We start from the raw sequence: 21,521 nt of genomic DNA on the forward strand, positions 1-21,521 counted from the left end.
GAAAGTGGGAATCCAGAGTCTTTTTGCTGGGTCCCCGCCTTCGCGGGAACGAGCGAGCAACAAAGCCGGTTCAGTCGAATAGCGATGCATCAGGAAGATCGCAATATCTCCGCGACCTTCGGCGCGAAATAGGTCAGGATGCCATCGGCGCCGGCACGCTTGAATGCATACAGGCTTTCAAGCACCGTCTTGTCGCCGTCGAGCCAGCCATTCTGAACGGCGGCTGAGATCATCGAATATTCGCCAGAGACCTGATAGGCGAACGTCGGCACGCCGAATTCCTCTTTCACGCGCCGGACGATGTCGAGATAGGGCAAGCCGGGCTTGACCATCACCATGTCGGCGCCTTCCTCGAGATCGAGGCCGACCTCACGCAAGGCCTCGTCGGAATTGGCGTAATCCATCTGATAGGTGCGCTTGTCGCCGGTCAACGTCTTGGACGACCCCACAGCATCGCGGAACGGACCATAGAATGCCGATGCATATTTTGCGGCATAGGCCATGATGGCGACGTTCTGATGGCCGGCATCGTCAAGCGCGAGCCGGATGGCACCGACGCGCCCGTCCATCATGTCGGACGGTGCGATGATGTCGCAGCCAGCTTCCGCCTGCACCAGCGCCTGCTGAGTCAGCACATCGACCGTTTCGTCGTTGAGGATTACATCGTCCCGCAACAGACCGTCGTGACCATGACTGGTAAAGGGATCGAGCGCGACATCGCAGAGGACACCGACTTCGGGGACAGCCGCCTTGATAGCGCGGACGGCACGGCAGACAAGGTTGTCCGGATTGGTGGCTTCGCTTCCGGTTTCGTCGCGGAGGCCAGGATCGGTGTAGGGAAAAATAGCCACGCACGGGATCGTCAGTTTCGCCGCGCGTTCAACCTCGCGAACCGCTTCATCGATCGACAGGCGATCGACGCCTGGCATGGACGAGACGGGCGTTCGCGCGGCTTTGCCGTCCACCACGAACATCGGCCAGATCAGGTCTGCGGGCGTCAGCACGTTCTCGCGCACCATGCGGCGCAGCCATTCGGTGCGGCGCAACCGCCGGGGCCGGTGCGACAAGTCGAGCGGAAAGTCCCCCGGGGGCGGGGCATCGACCGGTACGACACGGGTTTTGCTTTCAAGCGGACGGCCGTACTTGATCGCCATGGTGAGAGACTCCGTTATCTAGCCTATGTAGCGGTTCCCACACCCGGCCGCTACCGACCGGCGCCGCAGATTGACGCGGACCCATGCTGAATTTATCGGTTCAACATGGATTTCGATCTGTCCGAGGACCAGCGCGCCTTTCAGGCCACCGCCCGGCAATTCGCGCGCGAGCAGATGATGCCGTTCGCCCGCGAATGGGACGAAAACGAGATTTTTCCGGTCGATACGCTGCGTGACGCCGCCGCTCTTGGGTTTGGCGGCATTTACGTTCGCGACGATGTCGGGGGCTCCTCGTTGTCGCGATTGGATGCGGCAATCATCTTCGAGGAACTCGCGCAGGGCTGTACGTCGACCGCCGCGTATATTTCCATCCACAACATGGCGGCGTGGATGATCGATACCTTCGGCAACGAGGATCAGCGCCAGCGCGTACTGCCGAAGCTTTGCAGCATGGAGCATTTCGCGAGCTATTGCCTGACCGAACCCGGCGCCGGCTCGGATGCGGCAAGCCTCGTAACCCGAGCTCGCCGCGATGGCGACACTTACGTCATTGACGGAGCCAAGGCTTTCATTTCCGGCGGCGGCACGTCGGACGTGTATCTTTGCATGGTGCGGACAGGCGGCGCGGGAGCGAAGGGAATTTCCTGCATCATCGTCGAGAAGGATACCCCTGGCCTGTCGTTCGGTGCGCCGGAGAAGAAGCTCGGCTGGAAATCGCAGCCGACGGCGATGGTAATCCTTGAGAATTGCCGCGTGCCAGTCGCCAATCTGATTGGCCGGGAGGGCGACGGCTTTAAGATCGCAATGATGGGGCTCGATGGCGGCCGGCTCAACATCGCGGCTTGTTCGATCGGCGGTGCGCAATTCTGTCTCGATCGCACGATCGAGTATATGCGCGACCGCAAGCAATTCGGGACGCGCTTGTCGGAATTTCAGGCGTTGCGCTTTCGCATCGCCGATTATGCGACCGAGATCGAGGCCGCGCGGCTGATGTTGTGGCGCGCGGCGCATGCCGTCAGCCAGGGCGAACCAGGCGCGACGCGGCTAGCGGCAATGGCAAAGCGGTTCGCGACCGATGCCGGATTCGAAGCCGTCAATGGCTGCCTGCAACTGCATGGTGGCTATGGTTATCTGCGCGATCATCCGATTGAGCGTGTGATGCGCGATGTGCGCGTACACCAGATCCTCGAAGGCACCAACGAAATCATGCGCCTGATTGTCAGCCGCGACCTGATTGGGAATTAACGTGACTGGCACACAGGACATCCTGTTCGAGCGGCGCGGCGCCGCCGGCATCGTGACGCTGAATCGTCCCAAGGCATTGAACGCCATTACGCACGAGATGGTGCGCGCATTGGCGGCAAAGCTCGATGAATGGGCGAGGGATGCTGCGGTGACACGTGTTGTCGTCACCTCGAACAGCGAACGCGCCTTCAGCGCCGGCGGCGACATCCGTGCGCTGTATGAGTTGACGAAGGCCGGGCGCCAACAGGAAGCGCTGACATTCTTCAAGGAGGAATATCGGCTTAATACGGCGATCAAGCGCTATCCGAAGCCTTATCTTTCGCTGATCGACGGCATCGTCATGGGCGGCGGTGTCGGCATTTCCATCCACGGCTCGCATCGCGTGGCGGGCGACAGATATGCCTTTGCCATGCCTGAGGTCAGCATCGGCTTCTTTCCGGATGTCGGTGGCACCTATGCATTACCGCGGCTCGCCGGCGAGATCGGGACTTACTGTGCGCTCACGGGCGAGCGGTTGAAGGCGGCCGATGCCGTACTGTCGGGGGCGGCAACCCATTATGTGAAATCCCATCGGTTTGCGGATTTGCAGACGGCCTTGTGCGGAGGCGATCCGGTCAACGCTGTGCTTTCCGATTTCATGGAACGGCCAGGTGAGGGCGACGTGACGCCGCGCCGCCGGACCATCGACCGGATCTTCTCGCAGATCAGTGTCGAGGCGATTTTGTCCGCCCTCGATCAGGAAGCCGGAACAGGATCAGACCAGGCCGGATGGTCTGCAGACCTCGCGCAGACCATCCGGAGCAAATCGCCGACAAGCCTGAAGCTGTCGCTGGCCCAGATGCGATATGGCCGCCACCATTCGTTTGAGGATTGCCTGCGGACCGAATTTCGCATCGTCTCGCGGATCGTCTATGGTCACGACATGGCCGAAGGCGTCCGGGCCGTGATCGTGGACAAGGACAACAATCCGCGCTGGAATCCCAAGGACTTGGACGCGGTGTCTGACACGATGATCGAACGTTATTTTGCCCCTCTTCCTGACGCCGAACTGGAACTGTCATGAGCGAACCTGTGTCCATCGAACAGGCGCTCGAGCCGGTTCAATCCTCGAAGAAAGACGATCAGGGCCGCTGGACCCGCTGGTTGCTGTGGTTCCTGCGCGCCATGGCTGTCATTTCGATGCTGAAGGGCCTCTATCATTGGTCTGTGGTGCTCGGCATCGGCGAAGGGCCGGATTCCGCCTTCACCTTGCAGCCGATCCCCTGGCAAACCGCGACGGTTTATTTCGCGATCATCGATCTCGTCGCAGCCGTCGGCCTTTGGCTTGCCGCTGTCTGGGGCGCTGTGGTGTGGCTGACCGCGGGTGTCTCGATGGCGGCGGTGCAGGTGTTTTTCCCGCAGATCTATGGCGGGTCATGGCTTGTCGTCGCGATCGAACTGACGCTGTTTTGTTGCTACCTTGTATTGGCCTTGCAGTCGGCGCGCGAGCATCCGCATTGATGTTCGAGCAGAATAACAACGAAGAACGGCCTGTTCAGGCGGGAGATTAACATGGCGCGGATCGCTTTCATTGGTCTGGGCAATATGGGTTTTCCCATGGCGCAGCATCTCATCAAGGCTGGCCACGTGGTGATTGGCGTTGACGTGAACAATGAAGCGATGGAGCGGCTGATCGCTTCCGGCGGCAATGCTGCAGACAATGTCGGTGCAGCCGCAACGGGCGCCAACATCATCGTGACGATGCTGCCGTCGGGCAACGAAGTGCGCCAAGCTTATCTTGGGGCTGACGGAATCGTCGAACGTGCAGCTACCGGAACCTTATTAATCGATTCATCAACGATCGATGTCGCGACCGCGCGCGAGGTTGCTGCTGCCGCCGAAGCCAAGGGCCTGTTGATGGTCGATGCACCGGTCTCCGGGGGTGTCACTGGCGCGCAGAACGGTACGCTGACATTCATGGTCGGCGGAGAAGAGGCTGCTTTCAACAACGCCAAGCCTATTCTGGACCTCATGGGCAAGACCATCGTGCATGCCGGCGGTCCCGGTAACGGACAGGCCGCCAAGATCTGCAACAACATGGTGCTCGGCATTTCGATGATCGCGGTATCTGAAGCATTCGTGCTGGCAGAAAAACTTGGATTGGATGCCCAGAAACTGTTCGACATCTCATCGAAGTCGTCCGGCCAGTGCTGGGCCATGACGAGCTATTGTCCGGTGCCTGGACCTGTACCGACATCGCCCGCCAATCGGGACTATCAAGCCGGATTCACAGCCAACATGATGTTGAAGGACCTCAAGCTCGCACAGGATGCCGCCAAGAGCGCAAAGGCCACCACGCCGCTCGGCGCGGGCGCCGCGGCGATCTACGATCAGTATGTCGATAGCGGTGAGGGGACGCGAGATTTTTCCGGCATCATCCGATTTCTTCGCGGGGAATGAGGTCACCGCGAGCGGCGGTTTAAGGCGTCACTCCGGCGCAGTTCTTTTGTCGCGGTCCGGACTGCGGCGGTAAACCGCGCATTATCAAGTCTGCTCAAATTGTACATTTCATGTGGCGCGCTGGTGCGAACAGCGAGAACGCCGGCCCTTTCGCCGAGGGAAAAATCTCCAAGGCTACAAATCGGGACCGCACGAAAACGATTAAAGTTTCCAAGTAATTGAAGTTAAACCATTACCGGGACTTAGCCAAAGTAACCTTCTCTTTATTTTGTTGTTTAAGCCGATTTTAGATCATCGGTCGTAGATTTCGGCGTCAACGGGGAAACAGGGCCCCGGTTAAAACATATAAAGAATTCAGGAAGGCGTCACATGAAAGCCGTTGCAAAACCGGTCGAACAACCCATTCAGAACACGCAACGCTTCGAGCATGTTCGTCCGCTCTATCTCGAAGCTTTGACGTTGGTCGAGCGTCTGCATCGTCGTCTGCTCGACGTGATCAAGGACGAATTCGATCGCCGCGGCCGCGCGGATATCAATTCGGTACAAGCGCTGCTGCTCTACAATATCGGCGACAAGGAATTGACTGCTGGCGAGCTTCGCACGCGTGGTTACTATCTCGGCTCGAACGTTTCTTATAATCTGAAGAAGCTTGTCGAGATGGGATTCCTCGATCATCAGCGTTCGCGTGTCGATCGCCGTTCGGTGCGGATCAAACTGACCGACAAGGGCGCCGAGGTTCGCGACATCGTCGAGGCGCTTTATCAGAAGCATGTTCGCACGGTCGAACAGGTTGGCGGCATTACCGCGGAAGAATTCGGCACGTTGAATAAATCGCTGCATCGTCTCGAGCGTTTCTGGACCGACCAGATCCTGTATCGTCTCTGATCGTTTCAGAGGCGACGAAAATACGAACTTGGCGCGTGAGTGCACGTCACGTGCACTGCGATCTGCAGGACGCATATCGCTGCGCACCAGTCCGTTTGTCTTGTGACCAGCCTGCCTGATGCCGTGTTGGCCTCCTGTGCGGAATTCATTTCCGCAACAGGGGGCCCTTTTGTGCATTGAAAGGCGGGGATGCGGTCTTGATCTTCGGAAATTGCAACACGACCATCTGCATTGTCGGGTGGTTTTCGACCGGGCCGTTTACGGCTAAGACCTTCCCAGTCAGAATTGAGGACGAATACGTCGTGATGGAAGCTTGAATGGCCGGCGCAAAGAAGCAGCGCGAGACCTTGTTTGAGTTCACAGTCGTTGGCGCGGTGATGAAAGTGGCTGCGATCGACGCCGTGACCGGGATCGAGGTGACGGTCATGGGGCCGACGCATGCTTCCCGTGCGGATCTGCAGAAGCTGGCTTTGGCCAAGCTGAAGAAGCGTCTGTTCGCATCCGAAAACCGCTAGATGTTGCGGCCTATCGATCGATAGAACCCATCGCTTGGCGCTTCGGCTCACGATGTGGTAGTCGGCGCGTTCCAGGCACAGGAGAAGAAGCTATGTCGGCACCGTCCGCCGCAAGCGCCGAGCGCGCAAACCTGTTTTCCGCCACGCTCGCGGAGAGCGATCCCGAAATCGCGGCGGTGATCCGGAGCGAACTCGGCCGTCAGCGCGACGAGATCGAGCTGATCGCCTCGGAAAACATCGTCAGCCGCGCCGTGCTGGAGGCCCAGGGCTCGGTCCTGACCAACAAATATGCCGAAGGCTATCCCGGTAAACGCTATTATGGTGGGTGCCAATTTGTTGATATCGCTGAACAATTGGCGATTGACCGGATTACGAGGCTGTTCGGTTGTCAGTTCGCGAATGTGCAGCCGCATTCCGGCGCCTCGGCCAATGCGGCGGTCTTTTTTGCGCTGATGAACCCTGGCGACACCTTCCTCGGCCTCAATCTGGCGGCAGGCGGGCACCTGACCCATGGCATGAAAATCAACCTGTCGGGCAAGTGGTTTAACGCGGTGGCCTACAATGTCCGGCCGGACGACCACCGGATCGACCTCGTAGAAGTGCGAAAGCTCGCGCAAGAGCACAAGCCGAAGATCATCATCGCCGGCGGTTCGGCCTATCCTCGGACCTTCGACTTCAAGGGATTCCGCGAGATCGCCGATGAGGTGGGCGCATACCTCTTTGTCGACATGGCGCACTTCGCCGGCCTGGTCGCCGGCGGCGTTCATCCGTCGCCATTCCCACATGCGCATGTGGTCACGACCACCACCCACAAGACGCTGCGCGGACCGCGGGGCGGCGTGGTGCTGACCAACGATCCGGAGATCGCCAAGAAGATCAACTCGGCCGTTTTCCCTGGTCTGCAAGGCGGGCCGTTGATGCATGTGATCGCGGCCAAGGCCGTGGCGTTCGGCGAAGCCCTGCGTCCAGACTTCAAGGTCTACGCGAAGAACATCGTCGACAATGCGAAGGTGCTTTCGGAGACGTTGAAGTCAGCCGGCTATGACATTACCTCCGGCGGCACCGACACGCATCTGATGCTGGTTGACTTGAGGCCCAAGCGGCTGACCGGGAAGGTGTCGGAGACTGCGCTGGGCCGCGCTCATATCACCTGCAATAAAAATGGCATTCCCTACGATCCGGAAAAGCCGACCATCACGTCCGGCATCCGCCTTGGCACACCGGCCGGTACGACGCGCGGCTTTGGTATCGCGGAGTTCAAGCAGATCGGTGAGATGATCGCCGAAGTGCTTGATGTATTATCGCAGAAGCAGACGGATGAGGATTCGCTTGTGGAAGGCGCGGTGCGTGCGAAGGTAAAAGCACTGGTTGGGCGATTCCCGATCTATCAGTAAGCGTCGGCGGGACCGGCGGAGATAAGCGACTATGCGCTGTCCGAGTTGCGGCAGTCTCGATACCCAGGTGAAGGATTCGCGCCCGACGGAGGATTCGAGCGCGATCCGCCGCCGTCGCGTCTGTCTGACCTGCCAGTTTCGCTTCACGACATTCGAGCGTGTGCAGTTGCGCGAACTCATTGTGATCAAGCGCAACGGCCGCCGCGTGCCGTTCGATCGCGACAAGCTGTTGCGGTCGCTGCAGATCGCGCTGCGCAAGCGCAATGTCGAGCCCGAACGCCTTGAGCAGATGGTCTCGAAAATCGTGCGCGATCTCGAAAGCCTTGGCGAAAGCGAAATCACCACCGACACGATCGGCGAGAATGTGATGACGCATTTGCGCGAACTCGACGATATCGCCTATGTGCGTTTCGCCTCGGTTTACAAGAATTTCCGCGAGGCGAAGGACTTCGAGGACGCCCTTAAAGCGCTATCCAGCGAGGACGAGGATCCGAAGGCGGCGGTGCCGCAGCGCAAGTGAACTCTGCGACGGCCAGCGATCCGCCCGTGTCTGCGGCCGATGACCTCCGCTTCATGCGGCTGGCGCTGGCGCTGGGGCGCCGCGGGCTTGGCAACACCTGGCCCAATCCGGCCGTTGGCGCGGTGATCGTCAAGGATGGGATCGTCATTGGCCGGGGCTGGACCATGCCCGGAGGACGGCCGCATGCGGAAACCGAAGCGTTGCGCCATGCCGGCGAAGCGGCGCGCGGCGCAACGCTCTACGTCACGCTCGAACCGTGCTCGCATCACGGCAAGACGCCGCCCTGCGCCGACGCGATCGTTGCCGCTGGCGTCGCACGCGTGGTGTCTGCGCTGGAAGACCCCAATCCGCAAGTCGCAGGGCAGGGCTACGCCCGGCTGCGCGCGGCGGGGATCGAGGTCGTGTCCGGGCTTTGCGCCGAGGAGGCGCGTGGAGCGCATGCGGGCCATATCCGCCGCATTCTCGATGGTCGTCCGCACATCACGCTGAAGCTCGCCGTGTCTGCCGACGGCAAGGCCGCGCTCGCCGGCCGCAAACCGGTTCAAATTACCGGGGAGGAGACGCGGGCTCGTGTACATCTGATGCGGGCGATGAACGATGCCATTCTCGTCGGCATCGGCACTGTGCTGGCCGACGATCCGGAACTGACCTGCCGTTTGCCTGGAATGGGATCGCAATCGCCCGTCCGTGTCATTCTCGACCGGGACCTGCGCCTGCCTCTGACATCGAAACTCGTGCAAGGTGCGCGCGATGTCCCGGTCTGGGTCTATTGCGGCCCGGATGCGTCTGCCGATCGCGAGAATGCGCTGAATGAACAGGGTATGCAGGTGCAACGGGTCCGGCGGGAAGGCGAGACGCTGGCATTGCCGGATGTCGTTCAATCGCTTGCGAACAAGGGCATCACGCGGCTGATGGTGGAAGGCGGGCCGAATGTGGCTGCGTCATTCATTGAAGCCGATCTGGTGGACGAGGCCGCATTGTTCCGGGGGCCCGTCGTCATCGGCATGGATGGTATCGATGCGCTGGACGGGCTTTCGCTTGACGCGCTCACGTCTTCGGCCCATCTGCGTCTCATCGGCAGCGAGACCGTCGGTGCGGACACAATAAGTCATTTCGAGCGGAGCTAATGTTTACGGGCATTGTCACTGATATCGGCGAGATCTCCGACGTGCAGGATCTGGCCGGCGATCTGCGTCGCTTCTTCATCGCCTGCAGCTACGATCGCAATACGATCGCACTGGGCGCATCGATCGCTTGTTCCGGTGTGTGCTTGACGGTTGTTGAAACGGGGCTGGCAGCAGGCCGCACATGGTTTGCCGTCGAAGCAGCGGCAGAAACCATTAGATTAACCACCGTGCGCTCTTGGCAGAAGGATACGAAACTCAATCTTGAGCGTTCGCTAAAGATGGGCGATGAACTGGGCGGCCATCTTGTCAGCGGTCATGTCGATGGTCTCGCCACTGTGCTCGACCGAACGGACTTGACCGATCAGGCCCGGTTTCTCCTGGCGGCTCCCAAAGAGCTGTCACGTTTCATCGCCAAGAAGGGCTCGGTGGCGCTGGACGGCGTATCGCTGACGGTGAATGAGGCCGATGGCAGCCAATTTTCGGTGCTGGTGATCCCCCATACGCTGCAGGTGACAACCATCGGCGGCTGGCGCAAGGACACGCAAATCAATCTCGAAATCGACGTGATGGCGCGCTATGCCGCGCGGTTGATGGAAGCCCGCTGATATCGGTCTTGCGGCGGATTGCGGCGTGTAGTTAGTGGCGCGCGAACAGATAAGATGTGGCGCGGTTGGTTGCGCCTGGAGATTGCGATGGCGGGACCGCGGCAAGGCAAATCGGAAGCGACGAGCGCGAGCCTCAAGGAGGCGCGAATTCTCATCGTCGAGGCGCGCTATTATGAAGACCTTGCCGACGAATTGCTGGCCGGCACGGTCGGTGCTTTGGACGATGCCGGCGCGAGCCACGATTGCATCACCGTTCCCGGTGCGCTCGAGATTCCGACCGCGCTTGCGATCGGGCTTGATGCCGCCGCGGAGCGGAAGGAACCCTATGACGGAGCTGTCGCGCTCGGCTGCGTGATCCGCGGCGACACCATCCATTTCGAGATCGTGTCGGAGCAATCCGCGCGCGGACTGATGGATGTGTCGATCGCCCGCAAGATTCCGATCGGCAATGCTATCCTGACCGTGGACACCGAAGAGCAAGCCTGGGCGCGAGCCCGCACCAGCGAAGGCAACAAGGGCGGCGAGGCGGCGCGTGCGGCATTGACGCTCATCGATATCAAACGCAGCCTGTCGAAAGCAAAAAAATGAACAGCGCACCAAAAGGCGGGCAGCCGACCGAGCGCCAGAAAGCGCAAACCGACGATCGCAAGGCCAACCGGCGCGGGGCGGCGCGGCTCGCGGCCGTGCAGGCGCTGTATCAGATGGACATCGCCGGTACGGATCTGAACGATATTCTTGCCGAGTTCGAGAGCCATTGGCTTGGTGGCGAGGTGGAAGGCGACAAGTATCTGCCGGCCGAAGCCGCGTTCTTCCGCGATATCGTTCGCGGTGTGGTGGCCGATCAGCGCAACCTGGATCCGGCCATCGATCAAGCCCTGAGCAAGGGGTGGCCGTTGAAGCGTGTCGAGGCGCTGGTACGCGCGGTGTTGCGCGCTGGCGCCTTCGAACTGACCAATCGCAAGGATATTCCGGTCCGCGTCATCGTGTCGGAATATGTCGATGTCGCCAATGCGTTCGTCGACCGCGACGAAACCGGCATGGTCAATGCGGTGCTCGATATGCTCGCGCGGAACATGCGGGCGGAGGATTTCGATCCGGCAAGAAAGTGATTGCGGCATACACAGATGCAGTCAGGCGAAGACAAGCTGATCGCCCGATATTTCAAACCGCTCGCGACCGCGGACGGTGCGCTCGGTCTTCGCGACGATGCAGCCTTCTACTCACCGCCTGAAGGGCACGAACTGGTTTTGACCGCGGACGCCATCGTCTCGGGCGTTCATTTCCTGCCCGCCGATCCCGCCAATTGCGTTGCGAAAAAAGCGCTGCGTGTGAACCTCTCCGATCTTGCGGCCAAAGGCGCGGCACCTGCCGGCTGTCTGATGACACTGGCATTGCCGGCCGGATCGAACGACTCTTCGTCAAATGAAACTTGGCTGGATGCTTTCGCGTCGGGGCTCAAGGCAGACTGCGAACACTTTTCATGTCCGGTCTTCGGCGGCGACACCGTCAAAACCGATGGGCCTTTATCGGTCTCGATCTTCGCCTTCGGCGTGCTGCCGCGCGGCACCATGGTTCAGCGCAGCGGCGCGAATCCTGGCGATCGGGTCTTCGTCACCGGCACCATTGGCGATGGCGCGCTCGGGTTGAAATTGCTGCGCGAGCCGGCGCGCAAGGCCGCATGGTCGTTGAGCGACGGCGATGCCAAACATCTCATCGATCGCTATCGTGTGCCGCAACCGCGCCTGGCCATGGCTGCGGCGGTGAGGGCGCTTGCCTCAGCAGCCATGGACGTATCCGATGGGCTGGTCGGCGATCTTGCCAAGCTGTGCGATGTGTCCGGTGTATCGGCGCGGATTGAGGCCAAGGCTATCCCGCTTTCGAGCGGCGCAAGGCATGCGCTGTCATCGGAACCGGCCTTGATCGAAACCATCGCAACCGGTGGTGACGATTACGAAATCCTCTGCACCGTTGCGCCGGATCGTATTGAGAGATTTCGCGAACTCGCGACCGCGGCCGATATTGGGGTGACCGATATCGGTGAAATCCTTGAAGGCCATGATCCGCCACGCATAGTCGGTGCCGACGGTGCGGCGTTGACATTCGCCCGCACCTCGTTCAGCCATTTCTGACAAGAAACAATAAAAGATAATGGTCTGGGGAGAGATGAGATGCATGATCGCACCGCGATGAAACCCGCGCCGATGGGCTGGGGCGTCTCCGGCTCGTCGCGCGAAGCGCAGTTGCGGCGGCGATTTCCCACGATTGAGGATTTGCGGAAAGCTGCCGAGAGGCGCGTGCCCTCGCTTGGCTATGAGACAGTCGCCGGCGGTGCGGGCCAAAACCTTGCGGTGAAGCGCAATGCCGATGCGCTCGATGCGATCACGATGGTGCCGCGCATCGGCGAGGATCGTGGTCCGGTTTCGACCGATGTGGAATTGTTCGGCCGTCATTATGCGGCGCCGATCGGTGTTGCGCCGATGGGTTTGCAGAGTGTGTTCTGGCCGGGCGCGGAACGGTTGCTGGCGCGTGCCGCGCAACGCGCGCGCATTCCCTATACGGCCGGCACCGTCAGCGGCGTGGCGCTGGAAGAGCTTGCAGCGATTGCACCGGACGTGACCTGGTTCCAGCTCTACCGGCTGGCCAAGGACGATCACAAGGTCGGCTTCGACCTGGTGCGCCGGGCGCAGGACGCCGGCATTCATGTGCTGGTCGTCACCGTCGATACGCCGGGACGCGCCAAACGGCCGGGCGAATTGCGCAACGGCCTGACGCTGCCGTTCCGTCCGACCTTCCGCACCATCCGGCAGGCTGCGGTGTCGCCGGGCTGGCTGTCGGCTTTGATGCGCACAGGACAGCCGAGCTTTCCCTGTCTTGCACCCTATTGCGGGCCGAATGCCAGCAAGGCTGATGTCGCCTGGTATGCGCAGCGCGAAGTCAGCGGTGCGATCACCTTCGAGGAGATGAAGCGCTATCGCGATCTCTGGAAGGGCCCAATGGTGATCAAGGGGGTCATGCATCCCGCCGATGCGGAGAAGGCGGTGGCGATCGGGCTGGACGGCATCCAGGTGTCGAACCATGGCGGCCGGCAACTGGAGGCGGCGCCTGCTGTGATCGACGTGCTGCCGGCCATTGCAGAGGCGGTGGGAAACAAGGCGACCATTCTCATTGATGGTGGCATCCGGTCCGGCCTCGATGTGGTGCGGACGATCGCGCTTGGCGCCAAGGCGGCGCTGGCGGGCAGGGCGTTTCTTTACGGCGTCGGGGCTATCGGTTCCGATGGAGCCGACTATGTGACCGACATGCTGGTCGAGGAGATCGGTGTTGCGATGCGGCAGCTCGGCGCCCCGAATTTTGCGGCCTTGCGCGATTTCACCATTCCCCACCCGGGCGCCGTGCAGTTCTGACCTGCCCGGACGGCACTGGCTTATATTCAGCCAGGCCGATATGTAGGGCGTCCTTTGCCGGGAATCTTGCATGTCGGTCGTTGCCGAAGACGCGAAACATCTGATTGACGATACGCTGGCGCGTCGCAATGCGATGGTGCTGGCGGTGACGCAGGCGCTGGCTGGCGGCAACAACACGATCCTGTTGGCGACCGGCTCGATTGCCGGTGCGATACTGGCGCCCGACAAGACACTCGCGACGGTTCCGATTACGGTCTATGTCATTGGCCTGTGGCTTGGCACCTTGCCGGTCGGTGCATTGGCGCGGCGCTATGGCCGGCGGACGGCGTTCCAGATCGGCACGCTGTGCGGGATTTTGACCGGCATCATCTGCTGCATTGCGGTGCTGCAGGGATCGTTCGTGCTGTTCAACGTCGGTGCGATCTTCTCCGGCTTCTACGCTGCCGCGCATCAGGCCTATCGCTTTGCCGCAGCCGATACCGCGAGCGAGGCCTTCCGGCCCAAAGCCATATCCTATGTGCTGATTGGCGGAATCTTCGCCGCCATTATCGGGGCACAGATCGTCATCCAGACCAAGGACATGTGGCCGCCCTATCTGTTCGCCGCGACCTATCTCGCGCAGGCCGTTGTGGCGGCGATTGCCGGCCTGACTTTGATGCTTCTGAAAATCCCGATGCCGCCGGCATTGGCCGAAGGCCGGTCGGGTCGGCCGATATCGGTGATCGCACGGCAGCCGAAATTCATCGTCGCGGTGGCTTGCGGCATTGCCAGCTACGCGATGATGAACATGGTGATGACGGCCGCGCCGCTCGCCATGATCGAGTGCAGCCACAGCGTCACCGATGCCACGCTCGGCCTGCAATGGCACGTGCTTGGCATGTACGTGCCGAGTTTCTTCACCGGCACGCTGATCGGACGCTACGGCGTCGAACGCGTGATCGGCGCCGGCTTCGTGCTGTTGATCGCGAGCGCGGCGATCAGCATTGCCGGAATCACCCTCTGGCATTTCTGGGTTGGCCTCGTGCTGCTCGGCATGGGATGGAATTTCGGCTTCATCGGCGCAACCGCGCTGGTGACGCAGACGCATCGGCCCGAAGAGCGCACCCGCGTTCAGAGCGTCAACGATTTCCTCGTTTTTGGCGCGATGGCGATCGGATCGTTTGGCTCCGGCAAGATCCTGGCCACGTTCGGCTGGGCGGCGGTCAACCAGATTGTATTCCCCGTCGTGTTCATTGCCGGTGCGATGCTGCTGTGGCTGGTGCTGCGCGGAGGAGCGAAAGCGCAGGCCTGATGATGCGGCCTGCGCTTTTGGATAGGCGGGCGCTAAGCCGTCACCCCGGCAAAGATGTCTTTGCGGATCACCGCATGGACGCCCCAGTTGCCGTCGACGACCTGAGTGATGCCGAAATCGCAACCGACTGTGATGAGCGAGATCGCTTCGTCCTCGGTGAGCTTTTTTGTGGTCATCAGGAAGTGGCGCATTTTCCGGAACGCGTCGCGCAACGCGAGATCGACGGACGACTTGCTGTAGATTTCCGACTGTGCCTTGGGGCCAAGCTCGGTGAGATAGTTGGCAAAGCTAAAGCCGTGCACGAGCCACTCGTTCTGAGTTTCAAGCATGGGATAGTCGAGTTGTTCGAGGGGCGTGCCGGCAAGATCGGCTTTCTTGTGCAGGATCAGCTGGAATGTGCCGGTGAGCGAGCATTCGATGGCGGTGCCGCACATCTCTGAATCGCCCTGCGAGGCATGCGGATCGCCAGCAGAGAGCAGGGCGCCTTCGACGGCAACGGGATAATACATGGTTGCGCCCTTGCCGATCCGCCAGTTGTCGATGTTGCCGCCGGTGTAGCTCGGCGGAATCGAGTCGACGATGTCGGCCTCCTTGGGCGCAAGCCCGATCACCCCGAAATGCGGACGGATCGGAATGCGCACGCCCTTGAGGATGCCGTGGTTTTCTTTCACCGTCGCGTGATCGACCGGCACGCCTGGATAGTCGATGGTTTTGTGGACCACGCCGAACGGATCGGTCTGTGGGGTCCACTGAAAATTGTAGACGGCCTGCGCCCAGTTGCGCGTGCCGGTGGCGTCCACCTCGTAGATGGTGATGACCTCGCGCGGTTTTGGTTCGGTGATCAGGTCCTTGTAGTGAAAGCCCCACCAGGCAGCGGCGTTGCTGCCGAAAGCCTTGCCGGAAAATTTCGGGTTTGCGCAGGGGCGCGGCGCGACATCGACAATGCGCACCTCGAGCACGTCGCCGGGCTCCGCGCCGCGCACAAAGACGGGACCCGTGCAGATATGTACGCCGAGCCCTTCGCCTGCGCCGCGACCGAACAAGGACGCGTCTTCAGGCCCGGCGCCACGCCGGTTCACACCTTTCTTGTCCTTGGTCCAGAGATAGACACTCTCGGCGCCGGGATCGCCTTTCACCATCCGCTCCAGATCGTCGGCCGCATGATGGGTGAGGGTCTCGATGGTGATGAAGTCTCCGGAGTCGATTTCGACTTGCGGCTTCAGCTTCTTGCTGAAATAGCCCCAATGCACCGTGTCGGCTGTGGCTGGCAAATGATGATAGCTGCGCTTCGCCGGCATCTGTGCGGCGGCCGCCCTGGCCATGCCCGGTGTCACCAATGAGACGCCACCGCCCCAGGCCGCGGCGCCACCCGCCGCTGCGAAGGCCGACTTCATGAAGGAGCGGCGCTCCTGATCAAGTGCTTCCTTGAACTGACGATAATGCAACTCGTAGTGTGGACATGTCGTATCGTCGCCCGCGCACATGGGTGCTCTCCTGCTTTTTCCTGAGCCCGGCGCGTTCAGTGTAGCGGTCCGGACTTCGGCGGCAATGACGGGCCGCGCCCAAAGTCTTGACGGTACGCCGAGAATAGCGGCAGTGGACCGCGGTCGAGCCAGGCAAGGCGGCGTGATGCTGCGGCGGCCGGTCTTGCGCGAACGCAAACGGCGTATGCGGTATGCAACTTGCAGGCAGCATTGCGAAGCTGGTGACTGCCGCGCATGATGCGTGCTGGCCACTGGCCAGGATCAAGAGAGTATTGTCATGCGCTTATTCGCTGCCCGTTTTGCCGCCATTTTTGCATTTGCCGCGGCTGTTTTGCCGGCTCAGGCCCAAACTCCGAGCTATCCGAGCCGCCCGATCACGTTGATCGTGCCGTATGGGGCCGGCGGCAGCGTCGATGCCATTGCGCGCATCGTTTCCGACCGGCTGGGGGCAAAACTCGGGGTCTCCGTCGTGGTTGAAAACATCGTCGGCGCAGGCGGTGCCATCGGCACGACGCGCGCGGCGCGTGCAGAGCCGGATGGCTATACGCTGTTATTCTCGGTCGAGAGCTCGATCGTGATCCAGAAGCTGGTATCGCCTTCGCTCGTGACCATCGACCCGCTCAAGGATTTCCAGCCGATCTCGATGGTCGGTTCCTCGCCGCTGATCCTGCTCGGCCGCAAGGATTTCCCGGCCAATAACCTTGCCGAACTGATGAAACTCCTGAAAGACAATCCCGGCAAATACAACTACGCGAGCTCTGGCGTTGGCACATCGCTGCATCTGGCCGGCGAGATGATCAACAGCATCGGCAAGGTCAACATGGTGCATGTGCCGTACAAGACCGGCGCACAGATTCCGACCGACCTGATGGGTAACCAGATTGATCTTGCGGTTTTGCCGCTGGTGATGGCGATGGGGAATGTGAAGGCGGGCAACATCAAGGCCTTTGGCATTACCGAGCCGGAGCGATCGGCGATGGCCAAGGACATTCCGAGCCTGGCCGAGTTTCCCGACCTCCGGGGTGTTTCGGTCACGGTCTGGTATGGACTGTTCGCGCCGATCAAGACCGACCCGGCGATCGTCGAAAAGCTGCATCAGGCGCTCGCCGCAGTCGTTAAGGAGCCCGCGGTCGACGAAAAGCTGCGCGCGTCCAATACGCTTCCGTCAGGCAATTCGCCGAAGGAGTTTGCGGCATTCCTCGCCGCCGAGCATGAGAAATTCTCGGCGCTGGTGAAGGCCACCGGTATCAAGGCGGAATAACTTTGTTCGATCCTGTCCCATTCGAAATCCGCAAACGGGCGATCGACGCGGCGCAGAGCCGTGCACCGTTTGATCTCCTGCTGCGCGGCGCGCGTATTGCCAATGTCGCAACCATGGAAATCTACGAGGCCGATATCGGCATCGTTGGTCCGATGATCGCGAGCGTGCATGCGCCAGGTGCTTTTACCGAGGCGAAGGAGACGCACGATCTGGCCGGCCTGATCGTGACACCCGGTTTTATCGACGGTCACGTGCATGTCGAATCCTCGCATATGCTGCCGCATCACTATGCGTCCGTGGTCGTGCCGCAGGGCACGACCACGATCTTCTGGGACCCGCATGAACTCGCCAATGTGATCGGGCTCGATGGCATTCGCTACGCCATTGCGGCGACGCGCAATCTGCCGCTGCGGTTCATCGTCCAGGCGTCTTCATGTGTTCCGGCTGCACCGGGGCTGGAGATATCGGGCGCCGATTTCAAGGCTGATGACATCCGCGAATTGATGTCATGGCCTGACGTCGCCGGCCTTGCCGAAGTCATGGACATGCGCGCGGTGCTGGAGGCGCAGCCGCGGATGATGGGGATCCTCGAGGCCGCAAACGCCTCGGGAAAGATCATCGAGGGACATGCGCGCGAACTGACCGGGCCAGGGCTCATGGCCTATTTGTCCGCCGGCATTTCCGCGGATCACGAAATCGGGTCCGGCGACGATGCGCTGGAAAAGTTACGCGCCGGGTTCACGGTCGAGATCCGCGGCTCCCACGACAATGTGCTACCCGGCGTGGTTGAGGCGCTCAATTCCCTGCCGGTCATTCCGACCAATTTGACCATCTGCACCGACGATGTGTTTCCGGACTATCTCGTCGCGCATGGCGGTATCAACGACGTGCTGCGCCGGCTCATTCGCTACGGCCTCGATCCGCTGCAGGCGATCCGCTGCGCGACCATCAACAACGCGATCCGTTTGCGCCGGGATGATCTTGGCCTCGTCGCGGCCGGACGCAAAGCCGACCTTGTCGCGTTGTCCGATCTGCGTGAGGTGAAAATCGAATCTGTCTATTCGAATGGACGCCACGTCGCCAAAGGCGGACGCATGATCGAGCCTGTACCGGCATACGAGCCGCCGCTCGATAATACGATGAAAGTCGCAACGCTATCGGCCGACGATTTCCGTGTCCGCGTGCTGGGCATGACTAACGGCCGGGCCGTGTTGCAGACGATCAAGGGCGCACGCTTCAATTCCTGGAGCGAAGTGGAGGTCGAGGTGCGCGACGGCTTTGCGGTCGTGCCGCCGGAACTCAGCGTGATGGCGATCGTGCATCGTCACGGCCGCAACGATCCGAAGCCGCAGGTCGCCATCATCGAAGGGTGGGAGAGGTGGCGCGGTGCTTTCGCGACGTCCTATTCGCACGATTCCCATAACCTGATCGTCTATGGCCATGACGCTGCGGAGATGGCGCTGGCCGCGAACACCGTGATCGGCATGAAGGGCGGTACCGCCGTCGTGAAGGACGGCGAGGTGGCTGCCTCGTTAGCGTATCCGGTTGCCGGTATGTTGTCGCTCGATGGACCGGAAGAGGTCGGCCGCGCGCACAAGCGCATTGTCGAGGTCGCCGGCGAAATCTGTGCGTGGCAGCCGCCATACCGGACCTTCAAGGCGTTGAGCGGCCAGTCGCTCGCCTGCAATCCCGGCCCACATCTCACCGACCTTGGGCTGACCGATGGGACGACGAAGGACATTCGGCCGACCCTGATCCGAGCGCTATAAACATCTCTGGCATCCGTTTTATGGGAACTCTTCAAGAAGCGTGGATGCCGGAGAAACCCAATAAAACCAGCGATTGCTTTGCCACAACGTTTTTGGCAATGTCCGCGCGCTTTTGTGGCCGGGCGGAGGCGATTCCGCGCGTCCGGCGGCAATGAAAGCATAGCCTGGCAGGGGGAAATGCCGGCTCGATCCAAACTAAAGAAAACTGGGGTCTACAATGACAGCTTTGTGGGTGATCATCGCCTGCGGTTTGCTCGCTATTCTATATGGCATCTGGGCCACGATGTCGGTGATGAAGTCCGACGCTGGTTCAGCGAAAATGCAGGAGATCGCCGCCGCCGTCCGTGAGGGCGCGCAGGCCTATCTGAAACGCCAATACACAACCATCGGCCTTGTCGGCATCGTCATCTTCGTCATCGTGGGCTATCTGCTCGGCTGGCTCGTCGGGATCGGTTTTCTCGTCGGTGCGGTCCTGTCGGGTGTTGCGGGCTTCATTGGTATGAACGTATCGGTTCGCGCCAACGTCCGTACCGCGCAGGCAGCGATCAGCTCGCTGGCCGGCGGTCTCGATATTGCCTTCAAAGCGGGCGCCATCACCGGCATGCTTGTTGCCGGTCTCGCGCTTCTCGGCGTCGCCGTCTACTATGCGGTGCTGACCGGTCCGCTCGGCCTTGCCCCCAATAGCCGTATCGTGGTCGACGCGCTGGTGGCGCTCGGCTTCGGCGCATCGCTGATTTCGATCTTCGCTCGTCTCGGCGGCGGTATCTTCACCAAGGGCGCTGACGTCGGCGGCGATCTCGTGGGCAAGGTGGAAGCCGGCATCCCGGAAGACGATCCGCGCAACCCGGCCACCATTGCAGACAACGTCGGCGATAACGTCGGTGACTGCGCCGGCATGGCGGCCGACCTGTTCGAGACCTATGCGGTGACCGCGGTCGCCACCATGGTTCTGGCAGCAATCTTTTTCGCCGGTCAGCCAATCCTGTCATCGATGATGATTTATCCACTCGCCATCGGCGCGGTGTGCATCATCACCTCGATCATCGGCACCTTCTTCGTGAAGCTCGGCGCCAACCAGTCGATCATGGGCGCACTTTACAAAGGCCTGATCGCGACCGGCGTCCTGTCGCTTGTCGGCATTGCCATCGTGACCCATCTGATGCTCGGCTTTGGCACGGAGCTGAAGACCGGCGGTGGCGTGACCTTTACGTCGACGGCGCTGTTCATTTGCGGCATCGTCGGCCTTGCGGTGACCGGCCTGATCATCTGGATCACCGAATACTATACCGGTACCAACTTCCGTCCGGTGAAGTCGATCGCGGAAGCCTCGGTCACCGGTCACGGCACCAACGTGATCCAGGGTCTTGCCATCTCGATGGAGTCAACGGCTCTTCCGGCCCTTGTCATCATCGCCGGCATCCTGCTCACCTACGGCATGGCCGGCCTGTTCGGCATCGCCATCGCAACAACCACGATGCTGGCCTTGGCCGGCATGATCGTTGCGCTCGACGCCTTCGGACCGGTCACTGACAATGCCGGCGGCATCGCCGAAATGGCCGGCTTGCCGAAGGAAGTCCGCAAATCCACCGACGCGCTCGACGCGGTTGGCAACACCACCAAGGCGGTGACCAAGGGCTATGCCATTGGCTCGGCCGGTCTTGGCGCGCTGGTGTTGTTCGCGGCCTATAATGAAGATCTGAAATACTTCATTGCGTCGAAAACACCTTACTTCATCGGCGTTGCTCCGGACTTCTCGCTGACCAACCCTTACGTCGTGGTCGGCCTGTTGTTCGGCGGTTTGCTGCCGTATCTGTTCGGCGCCATGGGCATGACCGCGGTCGGCCGTGCGGCATCCTCGATCGTCGAGGAAGTGCGCCGGCAATTCCGTGAGAAGCCCGGCATCATGAAGGGCACCGACAAGCCGGATTACGGCAAAGCGGTTGACCTTCTGACCAAGGCGGCGATCAAGGAAATGATCATTCCGTCGCTGCTGCCGGTGCTGTCGCCGATCGTCGTCTACTTCGCGATCTACTTCATCGCCGGTGGCGGCGCGGCCGGTAAGTCGGCGGGCTTCTCGGCCGTCGGCGCGATGCTGCTCGGCGTGATCGTGACTGGTCTGTTCGTCGCGATCTCGATGACTTCGGGCGGCGGTGCGTGGGACAACGCCAAGAAATACATCGAAGACGGCCATTTCGGCGGCAAGGGCTCGGAAGCCCACAAGGCTGCGGTGACCGGCGATACGGTTGGCGATCCCTACAAGGACACGGCAGGACCTGCCGTGAACCCGATGATCAAGATTACCAACATCGTGGCGCTACTGCTGCTGGCGATCCTCGCGCACTGATCGCGACAGCATGGACTGAAATGAAAAGCCCCGCTGAAAGGCGGGGCTTTTTGCATTTAAGGAGTTGAAGATTGTCTGTGCCCA

General features: G+C 61.0%; 20 protein-coding genes. 18 read left to right on the forward strand and 2 right to left on the reverse strand.

Annotated elements, in window-relative coordinates:
• Positions 1–89: 89 nt before the first annotated feature.
• Positions 90–1,154 carry a porphobilinogen synthase gene (gene hemB, locus CAK95_RS22395; protein WP_086089938.1) on the reverse strand — a complete coding sequence of 355 codons (1,065 nt, stop codon included), beginning with the start codon at positions 1,152–1,154 and terminating at the stop codon, positions 90–92.
• 105 nt (positions 1,155–1,259) lie between these two features.
• Here hemB and CAK95_RS22400 point away from each other — a divergent pair, with 105 nt between their 5' ends.
• The 15 genes from CAK95_RS22400 (at position 1,260) to CAK95_RS22470 (ending at position 14,579) form a co-directional block, all read left to right on the forward strand.
• Positions 1,260–2,399 carry an acyl-CoA dehydrogenase family protein gene (locus CAK95_RS22400; RefSeq protein ID WP_086089939.1) on the forward strand — a complete coding sequence of 380 codons (1,140 nt, stop codon included), beginning with the start codon at positions 1,260–1,262 and terminating at the stop codon, positions 2,397–2,399.
• A gap of 1 nt (position 2,400) precedes the next feature.
• Positions 2,401–3,462 carry an enoyl-CoA hydratase/isomerase family protein gene (locus tag CAK95_RS22405; protein ID WP_086089940.1) on the forward strand — a complete coding sequence of 354 codons (1,062 nt, stop codon included), beginning with the start codon at positions 2,401–2,403 and terminating at the stop codon, positions 3,460–3,462.
• Positions 3,459–3,899 carry a DUF6163 family protein gene (locus tag CAK95_RS22410; RefSeq protein ID WP_086089941.1) on the forward strand — a complete coding sequence of 147 codons (441 nt, stop codon included), beginning with the start codon at positions 3,459–3,461 and terminating at the stop codon, positions 3,897–3,899. The genes CAK95_RS22405 and CAK95_RS22410 overlap by 4 nt, the downstream gene beginning before the upstream one ends.
• A 51-nt stretch (positions 3,900–3,950) precedes the next feature.
• Positions 3,951–4,838, forward strand: coding sequence for a 3-hydroxyisobutyrate dehydrogenase (gene mmsB, locus CAK95_RS22415; RefSeq protein WP_086089942.1), 888 nt, complete (start codon positions 3,951–3,953; stop codon positions 4,836–4,838).
• A 369-nt stretch (positions 4,839–5,207) separates the two neighbouring features.
• On the forward strand, positions 5,208–5,723 hold the full coding sequence (gene ldtR / locus CAK95_RS22420) for a transcriptional regulator LdtR (RefSeq protein ID WP_086089943.1): 516 nt from the start codon (positions 5,208–5,210) through the stop codon (positions 5,721–5,723).
• 317 nt (positions 5,724–6,040) lie between these two features.
• On the forward strand, positions 6,041–6,238 hold the full coding sequence (locus tag CAK95_RS22425; RefSeq protein WP_086089944.1) for a DUF6898 family protein: 198 nt from the start codon (positions 6,041–6,043) through the stop codon (positions 6,236–6,238).
• A gap of 92 nt (positions 6,239–6,330) precedes the next feature.
• Complete coding sequence (gene glyA / locus CAK95_RS22430; RefSeq protein ID WP_086089945.1) at positions 6,331–7,632, forward strand: serine hydroxymethyltransferase; 1,302 nt, start codon at positions 6,331–6,333, stop codon at positions 7,630–7,632.
• A 31-nt stretch (positions 7,633–7,663) separates the two neighbouring features.
• On the forward strand, positions 7,664–8,152 hold the full coding sequence (nrdR, locus tag CAK95_RS22435; protein WP_086089946.1) for a transcriptional regulator NrdR: 489 nt from the start codon (positions 7,664–7,666) through the stop codon (positions 8,150–8,152).
• Between the two features lie 26 nt (positions 8,153–8,178).
• Entirely contained in the window at positions 8,179–9,279 is a 1,101-nt protein-coding gene (gene ribD / locus CAK95_RS22440; RefSeq protein ID WP_342587964.1) for a bifunctional diaminohydroxyphosphoribosylaminopyrimidine deaminase/5-amino-6-(5-phosphoribosylamino)uracil reductase RibD, read from the forward strand.
• Positions 9,279–9,884 (forward strand): riboflavin synthase, encoded by a 606-nt coding sequence (locus CAK95_RS22445; RefSeq protein WP_086089947.1) that lies wholly within the window; start codon positions 9,279–9,281, stop codon positions 9,882–9,884. Before ribD ends, CAK95_RS22445 begins: the two co-directional genes overlap by 1 nt.
• 87 nt (positions 9,885–9,971) lie before the next feature.
• On the forward strand, positions 9,972–10,472 hold the full coding sequence (ribH, locus tag CAK95_RS22450; RefSeq protein WP_086091584.1) for a 6,7-dimethyl-8-ribityllumazine synthase: 501 nt from the start codon (positions 9,972–9,974) through the stop codon (positions 10,470–10,472).
• Positions 10,469–10,993 carry a transcription antitermination factor NusB gene (gene nusB, locus CAK95_RS22455; RefSeq protein ID WP_086089948.1) on the forward strand — a complete coding sequence of 175 codons (525 nt, stop codon included), beginning with the start codon at positions 10,469–10,471 and terminating at the stop codon, positions 10,991–10,993. Before ribH ends, nusB begins: the two co-directional genes overlap by 4 nt.
• A 15-nt stretch (positions 10,994–11,008) precedes the next feature.
• The gene (thiL, locus tag CAK95_RS22460; protein WP_086091585.1) at positions 11,009–12,013 is read left to right on the forward strand and encodes a thiamine-phosphate kinase; all 1,005 of its coding nucleotides are present in this window, start codon (positions 11,009–11,011) and stop codon (positions 12,011–12,013) included.
• Positions 12,014–12,052: 39 nt separating this feature from the next.
• The gene (locus CAK95_RS22465) at positions 12,053–13,288 is read left to right on the forward strand and encodes an alpha-hydroxy acid oxidase (protein WP_086089949.1); all 1,236 of its coding nucleotides are present in this window, start codon (positions 12,053–12,055) and stop codon (positions 13,286–13,288) included.
• Positions 13,289–13,358: 70 nt separating this feature from the next.
• A complete protein-coding gene (locus CAK95_RS22470) occupies positions 13,359–14,579 on the forward strand; it encodes an MFS transporter (protein WP_086089950.1) in 1,221 nt (406 codons plus the stop codon).
• Between the two features lie 32 nt (positions 14,580–14,611).
• Here the strand turns inward: CAK95_RS22470 and CAK95_RS22475 are convergent, their stop codons facing one another.
• Positions 14,612–16,063, reverse strand: coding sequence for an acetamidase/formamidase family protein (locus CAK95_RS22475; RefSeq protein ID WP_120265355.1), 1,452 nt, complete (start codon positions 16,061–16,063; stop codon positions 14,612–14,614).
• A 277-nt stretch (positions 16,064–16,340) separates the two neighbouring features.
• Between CAK95_RS22475 and CAK95_RS22480 the strand changes: the two genes are divergently transcribed.
• The 3 genes from CAK95_RS22480 to CAK95_RS22490 all read left to right on the forward strand — a co-directional run bounded on the left by CAK95_RS22480 (position 16,341) and on the right by CAK95_RS22490 (position 21,437).
• Positions 16,341–17,324, forward strand: coding sequence for a Bug family tripartite tricarboxylate transporter substrate binding protein (locus CAK95_RS22480; RefSeq protein WP_086089951.1), 984 nt, complete (start codon positions 16,341–16,343; stop codon positions 17,322–17,324).
• A 2-nt stretch (positions 17,325–17,326) separates the two neighbouring features.
• Positions 17,327–19,093 (forward strand): adenine deaminase, encoded by a 1,767-nt coding sequence (locus tag CAK95_RS22485; RefSeq protein WP_086089952.1) that lies wholly within the window; start codon positions 17,327–17,329, stop codon positions 19,091–19,093.
• A gap of 217 nt (positions 19,094–19,310) precedes the next feature.
• Positions 19,311–21,437, forward strand: coding sequence for a sodium-translocating pyrophosphatase (locus CAK95_RS22490; protein WP_086089953.1), 2,127 nt, complete (start codon positions 19,311–19,313; stop codon positions 21,435–21,437).
• Positions 21,438–21,521: the final 84 nt, after the last annotated feature.

The sequence above is a fragment of the Pseudorhodoplanes sinuspersici genome, from assembly GCF_002119765.1.
GTDB lineage: Bacteria > Pseudomonadota > Alphaproteobacteria > Rhizobiales > Xanthobacteraceae > Pseudorhodoplanes > Pseudorhodoplanes sinuspersici.